This window comes from Bradyrhizobium sp. LTSP849, assembly GCF_000938255.1.
GTDB lineage: Bacteria > Pseudomonadota > Alphaproteobacteria > Rhizobiales > Xanthobacteraceae > Bradyrhizobium.
Genome location: NZ_JYMR01000037.1, coordinates 17,114 through 38,285, shown reverse-complemented (window position 1 = coordinate 38,285; position 21,172 = coordinate 17,114). Strand labels below are relative to the sequence as shown.

20 protein-coding genes are annotated in these 21,172 nt (G+C 63.9%); 12 read left to right on the top strand and 8 right to left on the bottom strand.

Annotated features, from left to right (window positions below):
- Positions 1-10: 10 nt before the first annotated feature.
- Both UB31_RS22500 and UB31_RS22495 read right to left on the bottom strand, forming a co-directional pair.
- Positions 11-1,279 carry a Spy/CpxP family protein refolding chaperone gene (locus UB31_RS22500; protein WP_045012449.1) on the bottom strand — a complete coding sequence of 423 codons (1,269 nt, stop codon included), beginning with the start codon at positions 1,277-1,279 and terminating at the stop codon, positions 11-13.
- A gap of 119 nt (positions 1,280-1,398) precedes the next feature.
- The gene (locus UB31_RS22495; protein ID WP_045012448.1) at positions 1,399-2,397 is read right to left on the bottom strand and encodes a LysM peptidoglycan-binding domain-containing protein; all 999 of its coding nucleotides are present in this window, start codon (positions 2,395-2,397) and stop codon (positions 1,399-1,401) included.
- A 165-nt stretch (positions 2,398-2,562) separates the two neighbouring features.
- Here UB31_RS22495 and UB31_RS22490 point away from each other — a divergent pair, with 165 nt between their 5' ends.
- The 7 genes from UB31_RS22490 (at position 2,563) to UB31_RS22470 (ending at position 9,291) form a co-directional block, all read left to right on the top strand.
- A complete protein-coding gene (locus UB31_RS22490; RefSeq protein ID WP_045012447.1) occupies positions 2,563-3,261 on the top strand; it encodes a TolB-like translocation protein in 699 nt (232 codons plus the stop codon).
- A 193-nt stretch (positions 3,262-3,454) separates the two neighbouring features.
- Positions 3,455-6,118 carry a bifunctional diguanylate cyclase/phosphodiesterase gene (locus UB31_RS22485; protein ID WP_045012446.1) on the top strand — a complete coding sequence of 888 codons (2,664 nt, stop codon included), beginning with the start codon at positions 3,455-3,457 and terminating at the stop codon, positions 6,116-6,118.
- A 158-nt stretch (positions 6,119-6,276) separates the two neighbouring features.
- Positions 6,277-6,525 (top strand): DUF1127 domain-containing protein, encoded by a 249-nt coding sequence (locus tag UB31_RS42870; protein ID WP_082078593.1) that lies wholly within the window; start codon positions 6,277-6,279, stop codon positions 6,523-6,525.
- A gap of 89 nt (positions 6,526-6,614) precedes the next feature.
- Positions 6,615-6,746 (top strand): hypothetical protein, encoded by a 132-nt coding sequence (locus UB31_RS42865; protein WP_283806097.1) that lies wholly within the window; start codon positions 6,615-6,617, stop codon positions 6,744-6,746.
- A gap of 88 nt (positions 6,747-6,834) precedes the next feature.
- Positions 6,835-7,095, top strand: coding sequence for a hypothetical protein (locus UB31_RS22480; RefSeq protein WP_045005093.1), 261 nt, complete (start codon positions 6,835-6,837; stop codon positions 7,093-7,095).
- Between the two features lie 138 nt (positions 7,096-7,233).
- Positions 7,234-7,419: a hypothetical protein gene (locus tag UB31_RS22475; protein ID WP_045005092.1), complete on the top strand. Its 186-nt coding sequence runs from the start codon at positions 7,234-7,236 to the stop codon at positions 7,417-7,419.
- A 174-nt stretch (positions 7,420-7,593) separates the two neighbouring features.
- Positions 7,594-9,291 (top strand): GMC family oxidoreductase, encoded by a 1,698-nt coding sequence (locus tag UB31_RS22470; protein ID WP_045012445.1) that lies wholly within the window; start codon positions 7,594-7,596, stop codon positions 9,289-9,291.
- Between the two features lie 76 nt (positions 9,292-9,367).
- On the opposite strand, the gene UB31_RS22465 is transcribed toward UB31_RS22470, so the two are convergent.
- The 5 genes from UB31_RS22465 to UB31_RS41595 all read right to left on the bottom strand — a co-directional run bounded on the left by UB31_RS22465 (position 9,368) and on the right by UB31_RS41595 (position 14,337).
- Positions 9,368-10,672 (bottom strand): sulfatase family protein, encoded by a 1,305-nt coding sequence (locus tag UB31_RS22465; RefSeq protein WP_197090847.1) that lies wholly within the window; start codon positions 10,670-10,672, stop codon positions 9,368-9,370.
- 108 nt (positions 10,673-10,780) lie between these two features.
- Positions 10,781-11,230 carry a GNAT family N-acetyltransferase gene (locus tag UB31_RS22460; RefSeq protein WP_045012443.1) on the bottom strand — a complete coding sequence of 150 codons (450 nt, stop codon included), beginning with the start codon at positions 11,228-11,230 and terminating at the stop codon, positions 10,781-10,783.
- Positions 11,231-11,671: 441 nt separating this feature from the next.
- Positions 11,672-13,771, bottom strand: a complete 2,100-nt coding sequence (locus UB31_RS22455; RefSeq protein ID WP_045012442.1) for a methyl-accepting chemotaxis protein — start codon at positions 13,769-13,771, stop codon at positions 11,672-11,674.
- A 142-nt stretch (positions 13,772-13,913) separates the two neighbouring features.
- A complete protein-coding gene (locus tag UB31_RS42860; protein WP_283806038.1) occupies positions 13,914-14,036 on the bottom strand; it encodes a hypothetical protein in 123 nt (40 codons plus the stop codon).
- 118 nt (positions 14,037-14,154) lie between these two features.
- Positions 14,155-14,337, bottom strand: a complete 183-nt coding sequence (locus UB31_RS41595) for a hypothetical protein (RefSeq protein WP_045012441.1) — start codon at positions 14,335-14,337, stop codon at positions 14,155-14,157.
- 149 nt (positions 14,338-14,486) lie between these two features.
- Here UB31_RS41595 and UB31_RS41590 point away from each other — a divergent pair, with 149 nt between their 5' ends.
- The 3 genes from UB31_RS41590 to UB31_RS22435 all read left to right on the top strand — a co-directional run bounded on the left by UB31_RS41590 (position 14,487) and on the right by UB31_RS22435 (position 17,006).
- Positions 14,487-14,624, top strand: coding sequence for a hypothetical protein (locus UB31_RS41590; RefSeq protein ID WP_156175497.1), 138 nt, complete (start codon positions 14,487-14,489; stop codon positions 14,622-14,624).
- A gap of 185 nt (positions 14,625-14,809) precedes the next feature.
- Positions 14,810-15,925, top strand: coding sequence for a lactonase family protein (locus UB31_RS22440; RefSeq protein WP_045012440.1), 1,116 nt, complete (start codon positions 14,810-14,812; stop codon positions 15,923-15,925).
- A 190-nt stretch (positions 15,926-16,115) separates the two neighbouring features.
- Positions 16,116-17,006 carry an efflux RND transporter periplasmic adaptor subunit gene (locus tag UB31_RS22435; RefSeq protein ID WP_045005077.1) on the top strand — a complete coding sequence of 297 codons (891 nt, stop codon included), beginning with the start codon at positions 16,116-16,118 and terminating at the stop codon, positions 17,004-17,006.
- 129 nt (positions 17,007-17,135) lie between these two features.
- Here the strand turns inward: UB31_RS22435 and UB31_RS22430 are convergent, their stop codons facing one another.
- Complete coding sequence (locus UB31_RS22430) at positions 17,136-17,984, bottom strand: caspase family protein (RefSeq protein ID WP_045012439.1); 849 nt, start codon at positions 17,982-17,984, stop codon at positions 17,136-17,138.
- 421 nt (positions 17,985-18,405) lie between these two features.
- Here UB31_RS22430 and UB31_RS22425 point away from each other — a divergent pair, with 421 nt between their 5' ends.
- Together UB31_RS22425 and UB31_RS22420 are read left to right on the top strand one after the other, a co-directional pair.
- Positions 18,406-20,136: a hypothetical protein gene (locus UB31_RS22425; RefSeq protein WP_045012438.1), complete on the top strand. Its 1,731-nt coding sequence runs from the start codon at positions 18,406-18,408 to the stop codon at positions 20,134-20,136.
- 249 nt (positions 20,137-20,385) lie between these two features.
- On the top strand, positions 20,386-21,123 hold the full coding sequence (locus UB31_RS22420; protein ID WP_045005072.1) for a thermonuclease family protein: 738 nt from the start codon (positions 20,386-20,388) through the stop codon (positions 21,121-21,123).
- Positions 21,124-21,172 lie beyond the last annotated feature (49 nt).

The following is a 21,172-nucleotide window of genomic DNA, read 5'->3' as shown; positions in this document are numbered from 1 at the left end:
GGAAGGCAAACTACGTCCCCCGCTTCGGTCCGATCGCCTCGAAGGCCGCCTTCTGCTCGTCACTCAAGCCGGCCTCGAAATCGTCGAGCGCATCAGCGACGCCATTGACCGCTTGCAGCATCTTCTCCAGCCGTGCCTTGACGGCTGCGAGGCGGGCTTGCGGTGTCACGGCTGCCTTTGACGGGCAGGCGCTCAGCGTCTCCATGGTGCGCAGCGTGGTGTCCTGAAGCACGTCGAGGCGGGCGCGCGCGGTGTCGTCGAGGCGCAAGGAGGTGGCGATATCGGCGGCGGGCCATTGTTGCTGGACGAGCTGCTGGTATTGGCGCTGGGCCTGCTCGTCGTAGCGGGGATCGCTGTCCGCCTCGCAGGCTGATGCCTGCGCGTCCTTGCGCTGGATTGATGCAAGCGCGGCGTGGCGCTCCTTTGCCAGCGCATCGAGTTTTGATTTCTGATCGTCGTCGAGGAGATCGACGAATTTTGCCAGTGGCGGCGCGACCGCATCGGTGGCCTTGATCATCGCTTCCAGACGGGACTGCATCACGCCAAGGCGCTCCGGCGCGATCGCTGGCGCCTGTGTTGGGCATGAGGCGCGGATCGTATCGCGCGCTGCTAGCCAAGCCGCGCTGAAATCATCGAGGGCGGTGCGCTGCAATTCGTTCGGCTGCACGGCGGCGATGATGCGCTCGACAGGCAGGCCGTCGGTGTCGCTGGCGTCGCAGACATTCTCCACTGAGGGAATTCTTCGCGCGCGCCTGCCTTGCGGCGCGGTGTAGGCGGCGAGCTCAGGGGCCGCATAGGGTACGAAGATCGCGGCATAGATATCGCCATAGCCATAGAGCGAGAGGCTGGTCGCATCACCTGACATGATTGCATTGGTAAGATCGTCATGCGCGAACGGCCAGAACACCGGGCCGACCCAGCCATAGCTGCCGTCGGGATGTCGCCACCAGCCCTGCGGACGGCGGCCGCCATGCCAACCCGACAGCGCGGCTCCTGCCGTGAGCGCCGCGCGCAAGATGTAGGGATTGGCCGGCTGGCCACGCTCGGCGCCGCGCGGATCCTGCGACCGCAACGCAGCGTCACGGGTGCGACCGCCACGCACCGCCATGCGGGCATGGCGCAGGCGCGACAGACCGATCACGTGGCCGACGGCGAAACGCGCAACACCGAGCGGTCCGCCGCGCAATCCGAACTGCGCCTGGGCCGGATTCGGCAGCAGCACTGTCAGACCAATGAGCAGCGCGCCGCCCAGCGCCAGTCTCAAGCGTGATCTCGGCATCACCACTGAGTTGACCACTTCTTGGTCCTCCTCCAGCGCGCATTGCGTCGCATGGAAAAGACGCGCGGCGGAACCAAAGGTTCCCAGGTGCAACGGTCAAAGCGTCGCGGCGGCCGTCCTTACTGCGCCTTTTGCGGCAGCACAAACGTCTGGCCGGGATAGATCAGATTGGGATTGTGGATCTTTTCGCGGTTGGCGTTGAGAATCACCGCGTAGCGGGCGCCGTCGCCGTAAGCGAGACGGCTGAGAGTCCACAGGCTGTCGCCGCGTGCGATGACCCGACTTCCACCCGCGTCCGCCGCAGCACCGTTGAAGACGTCCGAAGGCGAAGCCGATGCGACCGTCGCGCCCGCAGAGGCGGCTGGCGCGGTCGCCATGAGCCTGGGCTTCGCCGCGCCCATCATTCTGGGCCGAGCCGGCGCCGCGGCCAGGCGCGGGGACGGCAGGGACGCGACGACGTCCGATTTATCGACCGGCTTCTCAGCCTGCTTGGTCTCCTGTCTGGCGACGGGCGGCGCAACACGCACAGGCGGCAGGGCGGCTTCGGCGATCGTTACCGGCATGGTGCGGCTGGATTGCAAGACTGTGCCGTCCGGCGCCTTGGCGCGCAGGGTCAGCTCATAGCTGCCGGCGGGAAGCTTTGGCGGGGTCATCACGAACTGGCCCGATGCATCGGCGACCACGGTGTCGAGCGGCTGGCCGTCGCGCAGCAGCTCGACCTTCGCGCCGGGGGCGGCCTGACCCGCGATCACCGCCGCTTCGCCATGATCGTCGACGCGCGCCACGTCGAAACGCGGGCCGGCATCGGTTGCGGCCGGCGGCGGCTTGACCGGCGCGAGATCGGCGAGCGCGGCCGTGACCTGCCTCTCGGTTTCGGCGAGTGCACCCGCCTTCGGTGCGTCGGCCGGCGCGGGCGGTGCAACGGCGGCGAGCTTCGGTTCTTCAGCCTTCGGCGCTGCCTTGGCTTCAGGTTTGGTCTCAGGCTTGGCGGCGACGGCGATCTCGGCGGTCCCTCCGCCCGGCAGCAGGCGACGCAGCTCGGTGGGACCGACCACCAGCACGGTGCCGACCAATGCGAGCAGACAGAATGCAATGAAGGCCTTGGACGCAGTGATCATCAGACTTCAAACCTTAAGTCGCAAATCAGCCCCGGCAAATTGCGCCGATTTGGCTGCGGCAGCAAGACAGTCGATGGGATGAACCGAGCTGGCCCCGTCGGCGTCAAATGAGCGAGGCCGCGCTTGCGGCTATTTTTTGCGACCATTTTTCAAGGGATTTTTCCCGTGACCCCATTTTGCCGTCCCGCACCATTTCTGGCGCTTGCCCTGACGCTCGCCGCCGCCCCCGCGCTTGCCGCCTCCGGGCCGCCGCCGGGCTACATCCTCACCGACAATGCCGATCTCGCCTTCACCTCGCCTGACGGCGCCACCAAGCTCGAGCAGTACATGAAGGACGGCGGGGATTGGGACGTCAAATGGCAGGTCTGGGCGCGGCACGGCGAGCAGATGACGGAGCTGAAGCCGGAGCAGGGCTATGGCGCCGGCTTCCGCTGGACCCCCGATTCGCAATGGCTGGTGCGGATGCAAAAGACCGGCTCAGGCGAGCAGGACCTCTATCTCTACCATGTCGAGAACGGCGCCTTCGCGAGCGCGACAAAGAAGTCGCTCAGCGATCTCGCCTGGGCCTATTTCTACGGCCGGCCGGAGACGAAGAGCTTCGCCAAGCTCGACTACCACATCTCGGCCAATCTCGTGAAAGGCACCGAAGAGGCCTATCGCTGGCTCGACGTGACGTGGCCCGACAACCGTTACCTCGTGATCTCGCTCGGCGGCGAGTATGACAAGCATCCGAAGAACGTCGCCGTGAAGGGACTGGGCGGCTGGCAATGCCGCTATGATCTCGTGACCCGAAAGTTCGACGTGCCGGCGATGTTCGCCAAGGAGAACGCGGCGGCGCTGAAATGGGAGATCCGGCGGCAGTGAGGGATTGGAGTTTCGCAAAAACCTCGAAAACAACCCCATGCACAGTAGAACGGCCGCTGTAATCGCATCACTTTTTCCTCCCCCGGCCAACAAGCCACCCCCCTGACTTTGTGCCGATTCATACTTCCCTAACCCTCACTGGTAACGGGGTCTTGGCGGTTTTGCTGCATCTTGCATCCCAGCGGAGGGCTGGATGGGCGCATCAATTCGATGGACCGCGCGGTTGCGCGCGTTGCTCCGCCGTTGGCGGGGCGCGCCGCTGACGTGGCTGATCGTCGGCGGCTTCGTGCTGATGGCCGCAACCGCCGTCGGCACCGGGCTTACCGTCGACCGCTTCCGCCAGAACGCGATCGAGAGCGGCCGCGACAGCCTGGAAAGCGCGGTACGGCTGCTCACCCGCCATTTCGACCGCGAATTCGCGGATTTCGCGGTGCTCCAGAAGAGCGTCATCGCCGAGCTCGAAAGCCATGGCATCGAGTCCGCCGACCTGTTCCGCAGCCAGATGAGCACCCTCGCCATGCATGAGGTGCTGCGCGCCAAGGCCAGCGGCTGGTCCGACGTCGCCGGCGCCAATGTGTTCGATTCCAATGGCGTGCTGATCAATTCGTCGCGGCGCTGGCCGGTTGCCGACATCTCGGTGTCAGATCGCGGCTATTTCAACCGGCTCAAGAACGATCCGATTGCCCAGGAAGAGATCGAGGTCGTGCCCGGCCGGTTCGGTAATGGTCCGGCGATCGTGATCGCACGGCGCGTGTCCGGCCCGCATGGCGAATTCCTCGGCATCGTCTCGCGCGCGATCGCACCGGAGCAGCTCGAATCGTTCTTCGCCTCCACCGGCCTCGGCGATGATTCCTCGATCGCGATGCATCACCAGAACGGCCAGCTGCTCGCGCGTGTCCCCCATGTCGACGACATGATCGGGCAGAACTACCGCACCGGCTCGCCCGAACAGAGAGCCGTGTTCGAACGCACCTTCGTCACGACGAAGCTTGCAAGCCCGTTCGACGGCAAGGACCGGATCGTCGCCTCTCGCCTCCTCACTGGCGAGCCGCTGGTCATCGTCGCCACCAAATCGCTGGACGCGACACTCGCCACCTGGCGCACGCAAACGAAATTCTTCGTCACGGTGGCCGTGCTGTCGATCGGCCTGTTGGTGCTGACGCTGTTCCTGATCTTCCGCCAGATGACGGGCCGGCTCTCAGTGGAGAAGCAGCGGCTCGACACCGCGCTGAACACCATGACACAGGGCCTCCTGATGTTCGATCAGGACGAGCGGCTCATCGTCTGCAATCGCCGCTACATCGAGATGTACCGGCTGTCGACCGCCGTGGTGAAGCCCGGCGTCCATTTCCGCGACGTGATCCAGCACCGCCACGATACCGGCTCGTTCGAGGGCGACGTCGACAGCTATTGCGACGGCATCTTGAGCAGCGTTGGGCAGACACAGAGCTCCATCGTGGAGACGTCCGACGGCCGGCTGATCGAAATCAAGAACCAGCCCGGCACCGCCGGCGGCTGGCTCGCCACCCATGACGACGTCACCGAACGCATCCGCGCCGACGAGCGCATCGCGCATATGGCGCATTACGACGCGCTGACCGACCTGCCCAACCGCGTGCTGATGCGCGGGCATCTTGAGCGGCGCGTGGCGGAGCTCAGCCAGGGCAATCCGTTCGCGATCCTCTATATCGACGTCGACGAGTTCAAGGGCGTCAACGATTCGCTCGGCCACGAAGTCGGCGACGAGCTGCTGCGCCAGGTCGCGAACCGCCTGCGCGCCTGCGTCAGCGGCAACGATCTGGTGGCGCGGCTCGGCGGCGACGAGTTCGCGATCATCAAGGCCGGCACCTGCGACCAGGCCGAGTTGACCGCGCTCGCCGAGCAGATCCTGACGACGTTGCGCACGCCGGTGGACTGCAAGGGCCAGGAGATTGCGACCGATGCCAGCATCGGCATCGCGATCGCGCCCGACCACGGCGACAATCTCGACGATCTGCTCAAGCGCGCCGATCTGGCGATGTATGCGGCGAAATCGGAAGGGCGCGGCACCTTCCGCATCTTCGTGCCCGAATACGACGCCAAGGCCAGGCTGCGCCGCCAGCTCGAGTTCGATTTGCGGCAGGCGCTCGTCCGCGGCGAGTTCGAGGTGCACTACCAGCCGCTGGTCGATCTGGCGGCCAATGTCGTCACCGGCTGCGAGGCGCTGCTGCGATGGCACCATCCGGAGCGCGGCATGGTCTCGCCCGCAGACTTCATTCCGGTCGCGGAAGACACCGGCCTGATCAGTGAGATCGGCGAATGGGTCTTGCGGCAGGCCTGCACCGAGGCGGCCTCCTGGCCCGGCGATATCCACATCGCGGTCAACGTCTCGCCGGTGCAGTTCCGCTCCAAGACGCTGGCGCTGAAGGTCGCCGCCGCACTTGCGGAATCAGGCCTGGCGCCGGGGCGGCTCGAGATCGAGATCACCGAAACCGTGCTGATCCGCGACGATGAGGAGGCGTTGACGATCCTCCAGCAGCTGCGCGAGCTCGGTGTGCGCATTGCGCTCGACGATTTCGGCACCGGCTATTCGTCGCTGAGCTATCTGCACCGTTTCCCCTTCGACAAGATCAAGATCGACCGCAGCTTCATCAGCGACATCGGCGAGCCCGAGGATTCCTCGCCGATTGTCCAGGCCGTGGTGCACATGGCCGCGGCCCGCCACATGGCGACGACGGCCGAAGGCGTCGAGACCGAGGTCCAGCGCGACGTGCTGCGAAAACTCGGATGCAGCCAGATGCAGGGCTGGCTGTTCAGCCCGGCCGTGCCGGCGACGAAGTTGAAGCAGTTGCTGTCGAAGCAGGCGGCGGCGGCTTAAAGCGCGGCAAACCGCACGACGGCTTCATGGGTTGACGTCCGCTTACGATCGCTTGAGCCCCTGAGAGACGCGTGATACAAGAATTCCTCGGGCCTTTGACAACCGCCCGATGAGCCTCCGCAGCCAAGCGTTGTTTCGCTCCAATACGGAGGTGAAACATGCCTTGCGGCAATTCAACAAACACTCTCGATGCAGGGTCTGCATCCTTTCGGGGTTCCAGATGGTCCTGGAACAGCCCGTTGTCGTGGCTCGCTGGAATAGCACTGGAGTGGGAACGACGATCCCAGTACAGGCAGCTTCTCGAACTTGATGACCGGCTGCTCGCCGACATGGGCTTATCGAGGACCACCGTTGAAGAAGTGCGCAGGTCTCCATTGTACCTGGCTGCGTGGCGCGATAGCCGATAACTGTTCGACGTCCACGTTGGGTCAGAAAGCGAAATTCCGGCGCGACCAGCGAATGTTTCCGTTGGCTCCGAGAGCGGACAGCTCTCGGAGTGGCCGAAGGCGCCGAGACCGATGCGCAGCGGAAGCTCGGATACAGCCAGATGCAGGGCTGGCTGTTCAGCCCGGCCGTGCCGGCGGCGAAGTTGAAGCAGTTGCTGTCGAAGCAGGCGGCGGCGGCTTGAGCCGCGCGCCCGCGTTTCGTCCACGACGCTCTGCATCACCGTTTCCTCCGCACCTTGTATTCGCGCAGGCGTTCCATATCTCACCGGCATGACGAAGCTCACACTCGTTCAGGACCAGGCGATACAGGCGCTCATGGCAGGCGCCGTCGGCGCCGAGACGTTCGATCGGCTCTTCGCAGGTATCCGCTTTGACAAGATCGACGGCACGATGCTCTACGCCTTCGCCAAGGACGAGGAGATCGCCTCCGACATCGAGGACGGGTATTCTCTGTACATCGCGTCTGTCGCATCGCGGGTCTTGAAGCGGCAGGTCGATATCGTCGTCGTGATGCCGAAAGTGCTGCAATAGGGGCTCATCTCCCCCGCAAGACGCCAGCCGCAAACCGACATCCTTCCCAGGGCCAGCGCATAGGAACGCTATGCGCCGTCGGGGATTGCCCCACAGGCACGGACCACCGTGGCAAACTGGCAAGAAAGGGTTTCCAAAATGAGCGTCAAAGGCGAAATCAAGGAAGGCGCGGGCTTCATCAAGGAAGAGATGAACGAGCACGGCAAGTCTGCCGAAAGCCAGCGCAAGGCGCAGGAGGGCCGCGATCTTCGTAACGAGGGCCGCATCGAAGACGGCAAGGCGCCGAAGACGACCAAGCCCGGCACAGGCCATCCGGAAAAGTGAGCGAAGGATGCCGCCTCGTCGTCGAGCGCGGCATCTCCACACTTCGGCACAGTTGAGTTCACAAAATTCGTAGGGTGGGTCAGCCACCCTACGATCCCCAGCAAAAGCGGCGACGTGACCTCACGATAAAACCACGCTACCCTCTTGGTACAAGAACAAGAGGAAACGCCAATCGTGTACGACTTCATTATCGTGGGCGGCGGCTCGGCGGGGTCCGTGCTGGCCCACCGGCTCTCCGCGAAGAGTGTCAACAAGGTCCTGCTGTGCGAAGCCGGACAGGACACGCCACCCGGCAACGAGCCGGCCGAGATTCGGGACAGCTATCCCGGCACCGCCTATTTCGATCCGCGCTTCCACTGGACCGAACTCAAGGTCACGACGCAGGTCGTCAGCCACAACAATCCGAACGAAGCGCGGCCACCTCTGCGCAAATATGAGCAGGCGCGCGTGCTGGGCGGCGGCTCGTCGATCAACGGTCAGATGGCCAACCGCGGTGCACCGACCGACTACGACGAATGGGACGCGCGCGGCGCCACGGGCTGGACGTGGGACGACGTGCTGCCGTTTTTCAAGAAGGTCGAGCGCGACCTCGATTTCGACGGACCGTTCCACGGCAAGGATGGCCGGATCCCGGTCCGCCGAATCCCGCGCGAGCACTGGACCCGGCATTCGCAGGCCTTCGCCGACGCATTCCAGCAGGCAGGCCATCAATTCGTGCCGGACCAGAATGGCGAGTTCGTCGACGGTTATTTCCCGGTGACGCATTCCAATCAGGCCGAGCAACGCGTCTCGGCCGCGATGGGCTATCTCGATCGCGACACGCGCAAGCGCGCCAACCTCACAATCTCCACCAACACGCAAGTTCAAGAGCTGCTGTTTGAAGGCACGCAATGCGTCGGCGTGAAGGCTGTTATCGACGGGCGGGAGCAGGAATTTCGGGGACGCGAGATCATTCTCTCCAGTGGCGCCATCCATTCGCCGGCGCATCTTTTGCGCGCCGGCATCGGCCCGGTCGGTCACCTCAAGGACTTGGGGATTCCGGTCCTGATGGGGCTGGCAGGCGTTGGCCAGCGCCTGATGGATCATCCCTCGATTTCGCTGTCGTCCTTTGTCCGCCGCGGCGCGCGCATGAACGAGCATACCAGGCGCCATATGCAGCTTGGCCTGCGCTATTCTTCCGGGCTCGCAGGCGTGCCGAAGGGCGACATGTTCGTCGTCTTGCTCAGCAAATCAGCCTGGCACGCGGTCGGCGAGCAGATCGGGTCGTTGCTGACTTTCGTCAACAAGACCTATTCCGAGACCGGACAGGTCAAGCTCGCCTCGCGCGATCCGTCGGCCGAGCCAATCGTCGAGTTCAATTTGCTGTCGGACCGGCGCGACCTCGATCGCCTGATGAGCGGCTTCCGCAAAATGGCGGCGGTGCAGATGAGCGACGTGGTCAAGGCGGTGACGGACAAGCCGTTCCCGGCTTCCTATACCGACCGCGTGCGCAAGATCGGCGTGGTCAACAACACCAACAGGATTCTGACCAAGATCGCCGCGACCTTGATGGACGGGCCGGCGGCGCTGCGCCACTACATGATCGACAATTTCGTCGTCGAAGGCTTTACCTTCAATGACGTGATCAACGACGACGAGGCGCTGGAAGCCTTTGTGCGCAAGGCGACCATCGGCGTGTGGCATGCCTCATGCTCATGCCGCATGGGCCGGGCTGACGATCCGATGGCGGTGGTCGATAACCAGGGGCGCGTCAAAGGCATCCAGGGCCTGCGCGTCGTCGACGCCTCGATCTTCCCGGTGGTGCCATGCGCCAACACCAATTTTCCGGTGCTGATGTCGGCGGAGAAGATCGCGGCCGCGATGGTGCAGTGATGCGCTGCGATTTCCGATGCTCATGTCCGCTTTGGCGCCAGAAGCGGGCATGAGCTAAGGCATTCAAATTGTTGTCTCACCAAAGCATGCCGCTCAGGTCGAGTGCCGGCAGGACAAAGTCAGGGGAAACTGGCAGCATCTTCCGTTCCCACTCCAACCATTCGTTCCGAAGCTTGTTGAGAAGATCGGGATGTTTGCGCGCGACATTGCCCCGCTCGCGTGGGTCCCAGGCTATGTCAAACAGAAATTCCTGATCGCCCACCTTCAGGTATTTCCAATTCCCGGAACGCACGGCCCGTTGCTGTCGGTTGGCGAGACGCCAGAACAGAGTGCGTTGCTGTTCGGGGCGCTCCTCCATGAGCAACGGCGTAAGGTCCATGCCGTCCAGTTGGTGCATGGGATCGGCTGCTACGCCTGCGGCGGCCAGGCAAGTCGCGGTCAAGTCCATGCTGATGGTGACCTGGTGCGAGACCAGGCCCGCCTGAACATGTCCCGGCCGCCAGATGATCTGGGGAATGCGCAGTCCACCCTCGAGCAGGTCCCACTTCCGTCCGACAAAAGGCCACATCTTGGAATAACGCTCGCCGCCATTGTCGCTCGTAAATATGACGAGCGTCTCGCGATCGCTCTTCCGCACGGCGTCCATGACTCGCCCGATCCCTGCATCCAGGATGCCCATCATCTCGGCATAGATGCGAGGAGAGCCTCCCTCTTTCCACTCCGCAGGATCGACTTCGCGTTCGCGGGCGGCAGCCTCCACCGACGGTGCCGACCACGGCCAGTGCGGAGCGGTGTAGTGCAGGCTGAGGAACCAGGGTGCTTCACGCGCATCGGATTGTTCGACATAGGCGGTCGCACGGTCGCTTAGCAGGTCGGTGACGTAGCCGACCTCATCCGTTGTCGTCTCACCCTCGTACAGGTCGAGTTCGCCGTCATCGCCGCGATGCGTGTAATACCCCGTGAAGGCACCCATGACGCCAAAGAATTCGTCATAGCCGCTTCGAAGCGGCCCATAGTGCGGCAAATAGCCTAGATGCCACTTGCCGATCAGGGCCGTGCGGTATCCTGCCAGCTGCATCAGTTTCGGCATCGTCGGAAAATGGGGTGGTATGCCCATGCCGTCCTGCGATCGTTGCTCAGGCAGAAGCGGCTCAACCAGGCCCAGCGGGAAGCGATACTGATACTGGCCGGTGATGATTGCGACGCGCGTGTTCGTGCACAACGGCGCGTTGGCATAGGCTTGGGTGAACCGCACCCCCTCGGATGCGAGGCGATCCAGCGCTGGCGTCGTGTAGTCGGTCTGCCCGCAGCATGAAAGGTCGGCATAACCGCAATCGTCCACGACAATGAATAAGATGTTCGGGCGTGAGTCGGTTGTCATGGGTTTCAAACCCTCCAGGCTAGGCGGCTCCCGCGCAACTCTGCGCATCAAACAAACGGTTCGGAGGTCTGGTTAGTCAAACCAGAGTCGAGAACAACAGCACGTCAATCAGCCTCCGACAAACTTATGGAAGAACACGCGCTGATAACCGTTCTGCTCGCGACGCTCTGTTTCTACCCATCCGAGAGCAGGATACATCGCCAGATTTTCCGACATCTTCTCGTGTGTGTATAAGGTTATCTCGCGATGGCCGCGACGGACTGCCTCTTGTTCGGCAAAATTCAACAACGCCCGTCCAATACCGCGACCATGATGGCTTGGGTCAACGGCGACGTTATCCAAGAGAAGGTGGTCCGTTTGCTCGATGAGGATCAACACCCCTGCTATCTGACCGCCAATTTCCGCCACCCAGGCGGTACGGTTGCGGACGTGCGCAGAATAGTCGTCCAGCATAGGTCCTGGAGGTTTTCCGATCCTCTCGATATAGACGCGATATGCATCCGACACGATGCGTTCGATTGCAGGCAGATCAGCGAAGTTCGCTTGACGAATTATCACGGGCTGTCCTGATCGGGATCACACGGAGAAAACAAACTCTCGTAGCCTCAAAGCAGTTTGGACCGCGTTCGACGAAGCGAACAAGCCGTTTTCGAACTCCGAATAAGTCATTGATTATGTTGATCGCGCGAGACCACAATTGCTCGATCCGAAACAGCCGCAACAGTGATTTGTGGTCACCGTCGATTGGGCGGGCGGCTTCGGTTCGTTGGAGGCTACGACGGCCGACATGCTTCCCGGTGGGGCCCACGCGCCAATACCAATTTTCCGGTGCTGATGTCGGCGGAGAAGATCGCAGCCATGATGCAGTGATTTCGTAGGGTGGGCAAAGGCGCGCTCTTCGCGCGCCGTGCCCACCATCCATCCGCATCGCTGAACGTGAGTGGTGGGCACGGCGCGCGAAATGCGCGCGCCTTTGCCCACCCTACGGACCGTTAGAAACTACGCCGCCCTGAGATCCCCGACGAAGCGATCGACGTCGCGCTTGAGATCATCCGACAGGCGCGCCAGCATCTGGGCCGAATCCAGCACTTCGCCGGCGGCTGCACCGGTCTGGCCGGCGGCCTGCGACACGCCGGAGATGTGACGCGAGACCTCGTTGGTGCCTTGCGAGGCCTGCTGCACGTTGCGCGCGATCTCGCGCGTTGCGGCGCCCTGCTCCTCGACGGCCGCCGCGATCGCAGCCGCGATCTCGTTGACGCGCTGGATGGTGGTGCCAATCGACTGGATCGCGGTCACTGACGATTTGGTCGCGCCCTGGATCGCGGCAACCTGGCCCGTGATCTCCTCGGTCGCCTTGGCGGTCTGCGTGGCGAGGTTCTTCACCTCGGATGCGACCACCGCAAAGCCGCGGCCGGCTTCGCCGGCGCGCGCGGCCTCGATGGTGGCGTTGAGCGCCAGCAGATTGGTCTGCTCGGCAATGCCGGTGATCAGCGCGACGACGTCGCCGATGCGCTGCGCGGCATCGGCGAGCGCCTGCACCTCGGCATTGGTGCGATCGGCTTCGCCGGCCGCGGCGCCGGCAATGCTGGAAGATTCCGCGACCTGACGGCTGATCTCGGTGATCGAGGCCGAAAGCTCTTCCGTCGCAGCCGCAACCGTCTGCACGTTGGACGAGGCATCGCCCGACAGGCTCGCGACCGAAGCCGCCTTGGACGAGCCCTGCTCGGCGGTCGACGACATCGATTGCGCGGTGGCGTTCAGCTCGCCGGAGGCCGAAGCCAGCGTGTGCAGCGATTCCGTGACGGTCTTCTCGAACTGCTCGATCAAGCCGTCGACGGCGAGCTGGCGCCGTTCTTTCCGGCCCTGCTCCGCCGCCTTTTCCTCGGCGAGGCGATCGCCGGTGATCATGTTCTCCCTGAACACGGACACCGCGCGCGACATTTCTCCGATCTCGTCGCCGCGCTCGATGCCTGCGAGCTCGATCGCATAGTCGCGCTCGGCGAGGGAGCGCATCGCCTGCGTCAGCTTGCGGATCGGCGCGCTGACGCGGCGACTCACAAGGATGAAGCCGAAGATCGTGATCGCGAGCGCGACCAGCATCATCCCGCCATTGAGCGCCAGGCTCCACTTCGCTGATGTCATCTGCAGCCCGGCGCGGGCGACCATTTCGGCCAGCGCGACCTGGCCAGCCTCGACGCTGAAATTGAGAGTGGCGGTGTTGAGCTTCGACAGATCCTCGATCTTGATGTCGATGGTCTGGTTGTTGCTCAGCGCCTTGATGAAGCCCTGCTGACGCTCGGTCATGGCGGCGGCATCGCCCTGCTTGGAGCGCGCGACCACGTCGGAGAGGCTTGGGGGAGCGTCAGCGCGGCCGGCGACGTCCTGCACCTGGCTCCAGGCCTGCTTCGCGCGGCCGGTATCCTCGGCGGCGCCGACCATGTCGGCAGCGCTCCAAGGCTTGCCGCTAGCTGCCGCGGTTTCCAGACGAATGGCGACGAGGCCGCCGAAATTGCGCGCGGCCCAGGCCGACTGCTTCACGCCCAGGAGATGATCGACCACGGGATCCGTGAGCTTGAGTGCGTTCTCGAGCTCAGCCGTCAGCGCCAGAATGACATCGAGATAATCCTGCGCGGCTTTGCGGAACTCGTCGCCGACCTTCGCGTCACGCTCCGCCTTCGATTGGTGGATAGCCGTTTCTGCCTTGGACCGCAGTGGCGTGAGCGCATCGTGGATCGCGACGAGCTTGCTCAAGGCACCGGCAAGGCGTGAATCAGACACGCCATCCAGGCGCTCGAGCACGCTCTTGTAGGCTGCTTCCGACAACTGCCGGTTGGTGGCGATGCGGTTGTCGGCATTGGCATTGGCAGGCCCCTCCGCGACCAGCGCCGACAGGAAGGTGCCGCGCTCGAGCCGGAAGCCAAGCAGGGTCGCAAACAGCTGCTGGTCGGTGCTCGCGAGGCGCTCGACCTTCTGGGCGGCGCCGTTGCGCTCGATGGCACCGAAGAGACCGGTAGCGAGCTGCCCGATCAGAAACAGGCCAAGGACACCAATGATGGCGCCGAGAACAGAGCGGATAGAGGGATTGCCGAACAATGCCATAGGGAGCGCCGGATCGCTGAAAAAGATGCCGAAAAATACCGGGCCGCCCCTAAGATTTGGTTCACCAAACGCGTTGTCACCAAACGCGGCGCGCGCGAGTCACGCCCCGTTGAACTACGGAGGACTCAGGCGGTGCGAAGGCTCATTTCCCCTGCCTCGCCGCCCGGATCTCGACGAATTCGGCGTCCGGGTGCGTGACGATGGTGGTGAACATGATTCCGCTGATGATGAGCGACCAGGCGGTGTCCCAATAAATCCAAAACACGTGCCAGCCTCCGTTTTGGCGTCCTCGCCCGCGAGACCGAGGTAACGGCGCGACCGGGCTGCCGTTCCAGAGCGATCATGCGGCCGGGGCCTGCTACCTTAATAATAGAAGGCGAAGCTTAGCGCTTTCTGACGTTAGTCGGCGAGATCTTGCGATCGGTTTGACTGGTGTGGCGCTTTGCCACGACGTCCTCATCCTGCGGGCCTTCGCGCGGGCGGGGCGGCGGCTTGGGCTGGCCGGCCTGGCCGCCGTGCTTGCCGCCCATGTCGGGCTTACCTTCGAGATCGTTTTCGCGGGGCATGCGAGGTCAATGCACTCGCCCGGCAATGGTTCGCAATTTGCTTGAGCGTCGTTCGGTTGTGAACGAGTTCATAGGGTCGTCGCCTATTGCAGTGCACGATGGCTGGCGCGCTCAGGCGCATCGAACTTTCGACGGATGGATTTGGCGTGATGCGCAAACGACTTGTCGCCTGGACCATCCTGACCTCGGCGCTGCTGGCCGTCGCCGTGTGGACCGTGCTCGGGCCACCCGAACATCCAGCCGGCCCGCATCTGCCCTCTCGCGACCTGACAGCGGCGGTGCGGTAGATTCTCGTTTTAACGCGTTTTCTTGACGCAAACCGGCATTCACTTCGCTCGAAGACGCTTTCGTCATCGCAACCGATACGATTTCGGTATCAATCGATCCCAATTGGAATTTGGTGCGACGGCGCACCTGCCGCTATCCTCTGCGACAAAACGACAATGCCGCACCGGCTTTCAGGAGGACGCCCATGTTGAGATCGACACGACGCATCGCATCCAGCGCGATCGCCACCACTCTTTTCACCTTCCTTGTCCTCATTTCCGGAGTCCGTGCCGGCATGGCCGAAACCTTCGCCTATGTCGGCAATGCCGACTCTAACGACATCAGCGTGTTCAAGCTCGCCGAGAGCGGCGAGATGACACCGGTGCAGACCGCCGCCTTCACGGGCGTCGAAAAGCCGGGATCCTCGACGCCGCTCGCGATCACGCCCGACCACCGTGTGCTGATCGCCGGCGTCCGTTCGCAGCCGTTCGTTGCGGTCAGCTTTGCGATTGACCCCAGGAACGGCCAGCTCAGCCACATCGGCAGCGGACCGCTCGCCGACAGCATGGCCAACATCGCAACCGACCGCGGCGGCAAATTCCTGTTCAGCGCGTCCTACGGCGGCAACAGGGTCGCGCTGAATCCGCTGTCTGCCAACGGCGTCGTGGGTGAGCCGAAGCAGGTGATCCCGACCGGGCTGAACGCGCACGCCTTCCTGCCCTCGCCCGACAACCGCTTCGTGTTTACCACCAATCTGGGCTCCGACCAGGTGCTGAGCTTTGCGTTCGATGCCACAACAGGCATGCTGACACCGAGCGATCCGCCGGCTCACAAGGTGCCGGAAAAATCAGGGCCGCGGCACTTCGTGTTTCATCCCAATGGCAAGTTCGTCTATCTCATCCACGAGCTGAACGCTGACGTCGCGGTGTTTACCTACGAAGCGAAGAGCGGCGCGTGGGACGAGATCCAGCGCACCACCGCGCTGCCGGAAGGCTTCAACGGAAAACCTTGGGCCGCCGACATCCACATCACCCCGGACGGCCGCTTCCTCTACGCCTCCGAGCGCACCACCAATACGCTCACCGCCTACAAGGTCGATGCGACAAGCGGCAAGCTGACCACGATCGGTAGCGTACCGACGGAGAAGCAGCCGCGCGGATTCAATATCGATCCGACGGGGCGTTACCTCGCCGCGGTCGGCGAACTATCCGACGGAATGAGCGTCTACGCCATCGACCAGAGCAGCGGCGCGCTCGCCAAGCTGAAATCCTATCCCACCGGCAAGAAGCCGAACTGGGTGGAGTTTTTGAGCCTGCCGTGATGCTGACGCTTACCCTCCCCCTCCACGGGAGGGTGGCGAACCTCGGCTCCATTTCCGCGACTAATTCAACAGGCGGCACCGCGCCGCCTGCGGCATCTTCAGCCTCGTGCCGCCCATGGCCGGCCACGGCCGCTTCTGCTAACGATTGAGGCCTTGTCGACTAAAGCCTTGCGGCCAACCGGAATGACCGATGCGTCCATTGCCTGCGCGTTCCTTTTCCCAAAAACTCGTTGCCCTCGCCGGACTGGTGCTGCTGTCTGCCCAGCCGGCCCTTGCTGCCGATGACGACGCGCCCAAGGGGCCGGCGGTCACGGTGTTGAAGGCGGCAAAGTCCTGTTTCTCCGACATCGTCGAGGCCACCGGCTCGATCGTCGCGCGCGAGGAGACCTCGGTGCGGCCCGAGCGTCCCGGGCTGAAGATCACGGAGGTGCTGGCGGAAGCCGGCGAGACCACCACGGCCGGCCAGGTGCTGGCACGGCTGGCGCTGCCCGAAGGCGGCACGCTTCAGGTCACCGCCCCCGTCGCCGGCGTCATCGCCACGTCGACGGCGCAGATCGGCGGGCTCGCATCGGCCAGGGGCGAGGCGCTGTTCACGATCGTGGCGCGCAGCGAATATGATCTCGTCGGCCTGGTGGCGACCGGCGATGTGAGGAAGCTCGCAGTCAACCAGCCGGCGACCGTGCGCATCGCCGGCATCGGCGATATCGACGGCAAGGTGCGCCGCATCGGTCCGACCGTCGAGCCCAACATCCAGCAGGGCATGGTCTATATCGGCATCTCGTCGCAACGCCGGCTGCTGATCAATGCGAGCGGGCGGGCGCTGATCAAGACCGGTCAGAGCTGCAACGTCGCGGTGCCGCTGACCTCGGTGCAATATTCATCCGCCGGCACCGTGGTGCAGGTGATCCGGCGCAACCGCGTCGAGACCAAGCGCGTCGAGATCGGATTGATGTCGGGCGGCAATATCGAGGTCCGCGACGGCCTCAACGAAGGCGATATCGTCGTCGCCCGCGCCGGCGCGCTGTTGCGCGAAGGCGATCCGGTGCGGCCGATCATGGCGAGCGCGGAAGCGGCGAAGTAAAGCTGTCGAGAGAGCAGACTTCGTAGGGTGGGCAAAGCGAAGCGCGCCCACCAGCTAAATCACAGTGTTGGAGAGATGGTGGGCACGGCGCTTTGCGCCTTTGCCCACCCTACGATCTGCCGCGAAAAACTAGCCGCCGGCTTCGTTGAAATTGACGTCTTCGAGTAATGACGAGGAGACGGCCGGGACCTGGTCGCCGTCGGAGGCGCGGGAGATGGCGACGCGGGTCTTGTTGAAGACGCTTTCGGCGCTGCCCTGCGCATTGAGGTTGGTGAGGAGCTCGCTGATCAGCGTAGAGTGCTCGCCCTTGCCGTCGTCGGCGACCTTGCCGGGCGAGGCGGAGGAGAGGATCAGCGCGTTGTCGGGCGTGCCGATCGGTGCGAGGCCGTGGCTGTAGGAGCGGAAGCGGCGCTCATAGGGATTGCGGCGGGAGGCATCGACCACGACGAGCTTGGCCTTGGCGCCCTGCTCCTTCATCATGTCGAGCACGCCGTCGATGGAGACGCCCTGGCGGCGGACGTCGCTTTCCTTCCAGATCACGGCATCGACCGGCAGCATGTAGCTCTCGCGGCCGGCCTGCACGCCGTAGCCGCCGAAGAACAGCATGACGACGGTGTCGCGCTTGATCCGCGACTTCAGGCGGCCGATCGCGCGGACCATGTCGTCCTTGCTGGCGTCTTCCACCATGTCGACGTCAAAGCCGTTCTTGCGCAGCGTCGAGGATAGCGCGCGGGCGTCGTTGATCGACTGCGTCAGCGGCGCGCTGGCGTCGGGATAATGACCATTGCCGATGACGAGCGCGAGACGCGAGGCCTGGCCCAGCGAGCCCGTGACCTGGTCGGTCGAGACGGCCTTGGCGGCATCGAGCGCGCGCATGTTGAGGGCAGCATGGGCGCCGATCGCCAGCGACACCGTGCCGATGAGGGCCGCGGCGACTGCAATCGTGCGTCGGGACATGTCGAGCTGCCGTACATTCATTTCGCTGCATTCCTGTCATTGCCAAAGACCAGCCAAGCGCGCGCACATGTTGAGTAGCGCGAGAGCAGCTTTGGGTTTGAGGGATTGGCCGGGGGTGTGCCCCCGAATTGCGCGCAATTTGCGGCGCCGCAACAAACAAACCCTTAACCGGATATCGCCCGCCGAGCAATAGATCGCCCAAAAATTGAGCTAAGCAACTGAAGATGTTAGTTAATTTCGCGAACCAAGTTCCCGCTTTTTTTGCTCCCCCGTAGCCTTCGGGGGTCGATCCTGCAGCCCTCGTGCCTGGGTTTTCCGTGATCTTTATCACATTTGTATTTCCTGCGAATCCGGGTAGCTTTTTCAAAGACTTGCAGGGGGTGGTGCGCAGATGGGAGCGTGCTGGCTGGCCCCCGGGCAAGGCCCCGCGACCAGGTATTTCATGAGCTTTCATTATTTTGCAGGTGCCGCGTGCCGGGCGCTGATGGCGCGCAAAGACGGCCCCTCCCTTTATGACGTCTGCGATCCCGTGTTGTCTGTTACGGCCGGCGGCGATCCGCATCTGGCCAAATTCTACAGGACCGCGCTCGGTAATCCCGCATTGCGGGTGTTGCTGCGGCGCGCCGGCCTGCCCGAGCTGCGTGACGACGCGAAGCTGACCCGGTTGCGCGAGGCGATTGCCCGCGCCCGCGACGATGCCGAACCGGATTGGGCGGCGGTCGGCCAGCCCGTCGCCGATCTCGTCGACAGCATCACGCTGGAACACCCGAAGCCGCCGGCCGTGCCGTTCGTGGGCCTCACGCCACAACAATCGCAGATCGACGGCGTGATCCGCGACTGCGCGCAGCATCTGTTGGGCTCGTACCGCAAAAATGGTTTCCTGCCGACCTATGCCGCCTTCAATTTGATCGGCGATCCCGACTTCCGCGGGCGCGAGCTGATCATGGCGCTGACCGGGCTGAACGCGCGCGGCTACAAGAATTCCTCGCTGCTGTTCAACCTTGCCCGCGTCTTCATCGCACGCTCGCCGGCAGCCGCCGTGGTCAATCCGCCCTGGAAAGGCATTGCCGAGCCGATGTGGGAGCCGGTGCAGATCCGTCACCGCTCGGCCTATTACGACGCGTTCTTCATCGAGGCGCTGCTCGGCTATGTCGAGACCGGGCTCGCCTCGCCGATCGACAAGACAGCGGCGGAGCGCGCGATCGCCGACATGGTCGATTTCTGCGTCAATACCAGCCGCGAGCAGGTCGAGGGCAGCGACGGCGCGCGCTTTGACGTCATCACCGCGCTGGCGCCGGCACCGCATCCGCGGTTTTCCCGCTTCTTCGCCCAGATCAAGCAGGACCTCGGCTTCGGCGTCTATGTGCCGGACTGCGACACCACGGCCTGCTCGATCTCCGCGGCAACGCAGGCGGGCTGCACCGATCCGATCCTCGACCAGCCGCTGCTGGATTTCTACGCCAGCTATCAGGTGCATGCGGGCGTCAACGAGCCGCGCGTGACCGTGCCGATCAACGACAACATCGACTATGAGGGCGGGGTTGCGACCTGGATCGACAACCTCAAGGGCGAGCGGCCCTATGGCAACGATCTCGATCCGACACTCAATCTCGATATTCTGGAGGTGAGTTTTCGCAATCTGGCGCGCTGGAAAGTCCTGGAGACGCCGGCCCGGCTGGCCACCGTGCATCGGATCATCGGCTTCCAGAAGCGGCTGGCGGCGAGTGGCGCCTTCGCCAATCCGCGCTCGCACATCTACTACCTGCCGGAGCTCTACAGCGCCTATTTCGGCCGCTGCTATGCCGCCTTCCTGGCGCTGCCACTGGCAGCCCAGACCGCGATCGATCCCGACGGCGATTTCGATTTCATCCGCCATCGCGTGCTGTCCTACGTCAAGGGCGAGCTGATGGCTGCCGAGATGAACGTGTTCGACGCGGCGCTGGCGCTGATTGCGCTCGGCCATCTCGGCGCCGACCCGCGCGCCTTCGCACCGGCGCTGAACGTGATCGTCGATGCCATCGGCGAAGGCGGCCGCCGCGGCCCGTTCCGTGCCTATGAATGGAACAAGATGAAGACGCCGACACGGATTCTGGTCGGCGGACCCGAGGTGACGTCGGCGTTCGTGCTGATGGGACTGGCGGTGGCGCGGAAGGCGATGGTGGGGCGGGGGTGATAAGGTCTCGTGCCCCGGACGCAGAAGCGTAGGGTGGGCAAAGGCGCGCTCTTCGCGCCGTGCCCACCATGCCTCCGCGAGATGCCGAACTATTTTGGTGGGCACGCTTCGCTTTGCCCACCCTACGCGACCGTCGACCAATGACGGGAAGTTGAAAGCCTATCCGTTGGGCAGGCGCTGGCCGTGCGGCCCAAAGCCGACCACAATTGCGCGGTCTATCGAGATTTTCCTCACACGCGGACCCGCAAGTTGCGAAAATTCCTGATTGCGCTGTCATTGCTTGCCATATCGTTGCCCGGCTTGCCGTCGCAGGCCGAGGCCGCCGATATCACCGGCACGGCAAAGGTCCGCGACGGCGATTCCGTGCTGATCGGCACCACGCGGGTCCGGCTCGGCGGCATCGACGCGCCGTCATCCGACCAGCTCTGCCTCAACACCAATGGTGAGCGCTGGACCTGCGGCATCGCCGCGCGCGACGAGCTCGCCAAATATACCGAGGGCAAGAACTGGGTCTGCCATGCCCGCTCGATCGACCGGCGCGGCCGCACGGTGGCGCGCTGCGAGGTCGGCGGCGAGGACATCCAGAAATGGCTGGCGCGGAACGGCTGGGCGCTGTCTTACACCCGCGTCTCGCACGATTACGACGCCGACGAGGCTGCCGCGCGTGAGGCAAAAGCCGGGATGTGGCAGGGCGCCTTCATCGCACCCTGGGACTGGCGCGTGCGCAACAAGAAGACGACCATATTGGGCGCCGCCAAGCCGCCGGAGGGGGCGCATTCCGTGCTGCTCGCCTCGGCCTCGGGGCCGGTTGCGCCCTCGCCCGACTGCACCATCAAGGGCAACGTCAACACCGCCGGCGAGTGCATCTACCATACGCCAAACAGCCGCTGGTACACCCAGATCAAGATGAAGATCAGCAAGGGCACCCGCTGGTTCTGCTCGGTCGAGGAGGCGGAGGCCGCCGGCTGCCGCGAGACGAAGAGATAGGACATGGTCCGGACGATCGCGTTCTGCATGATAATCCCGCGTTTTACCT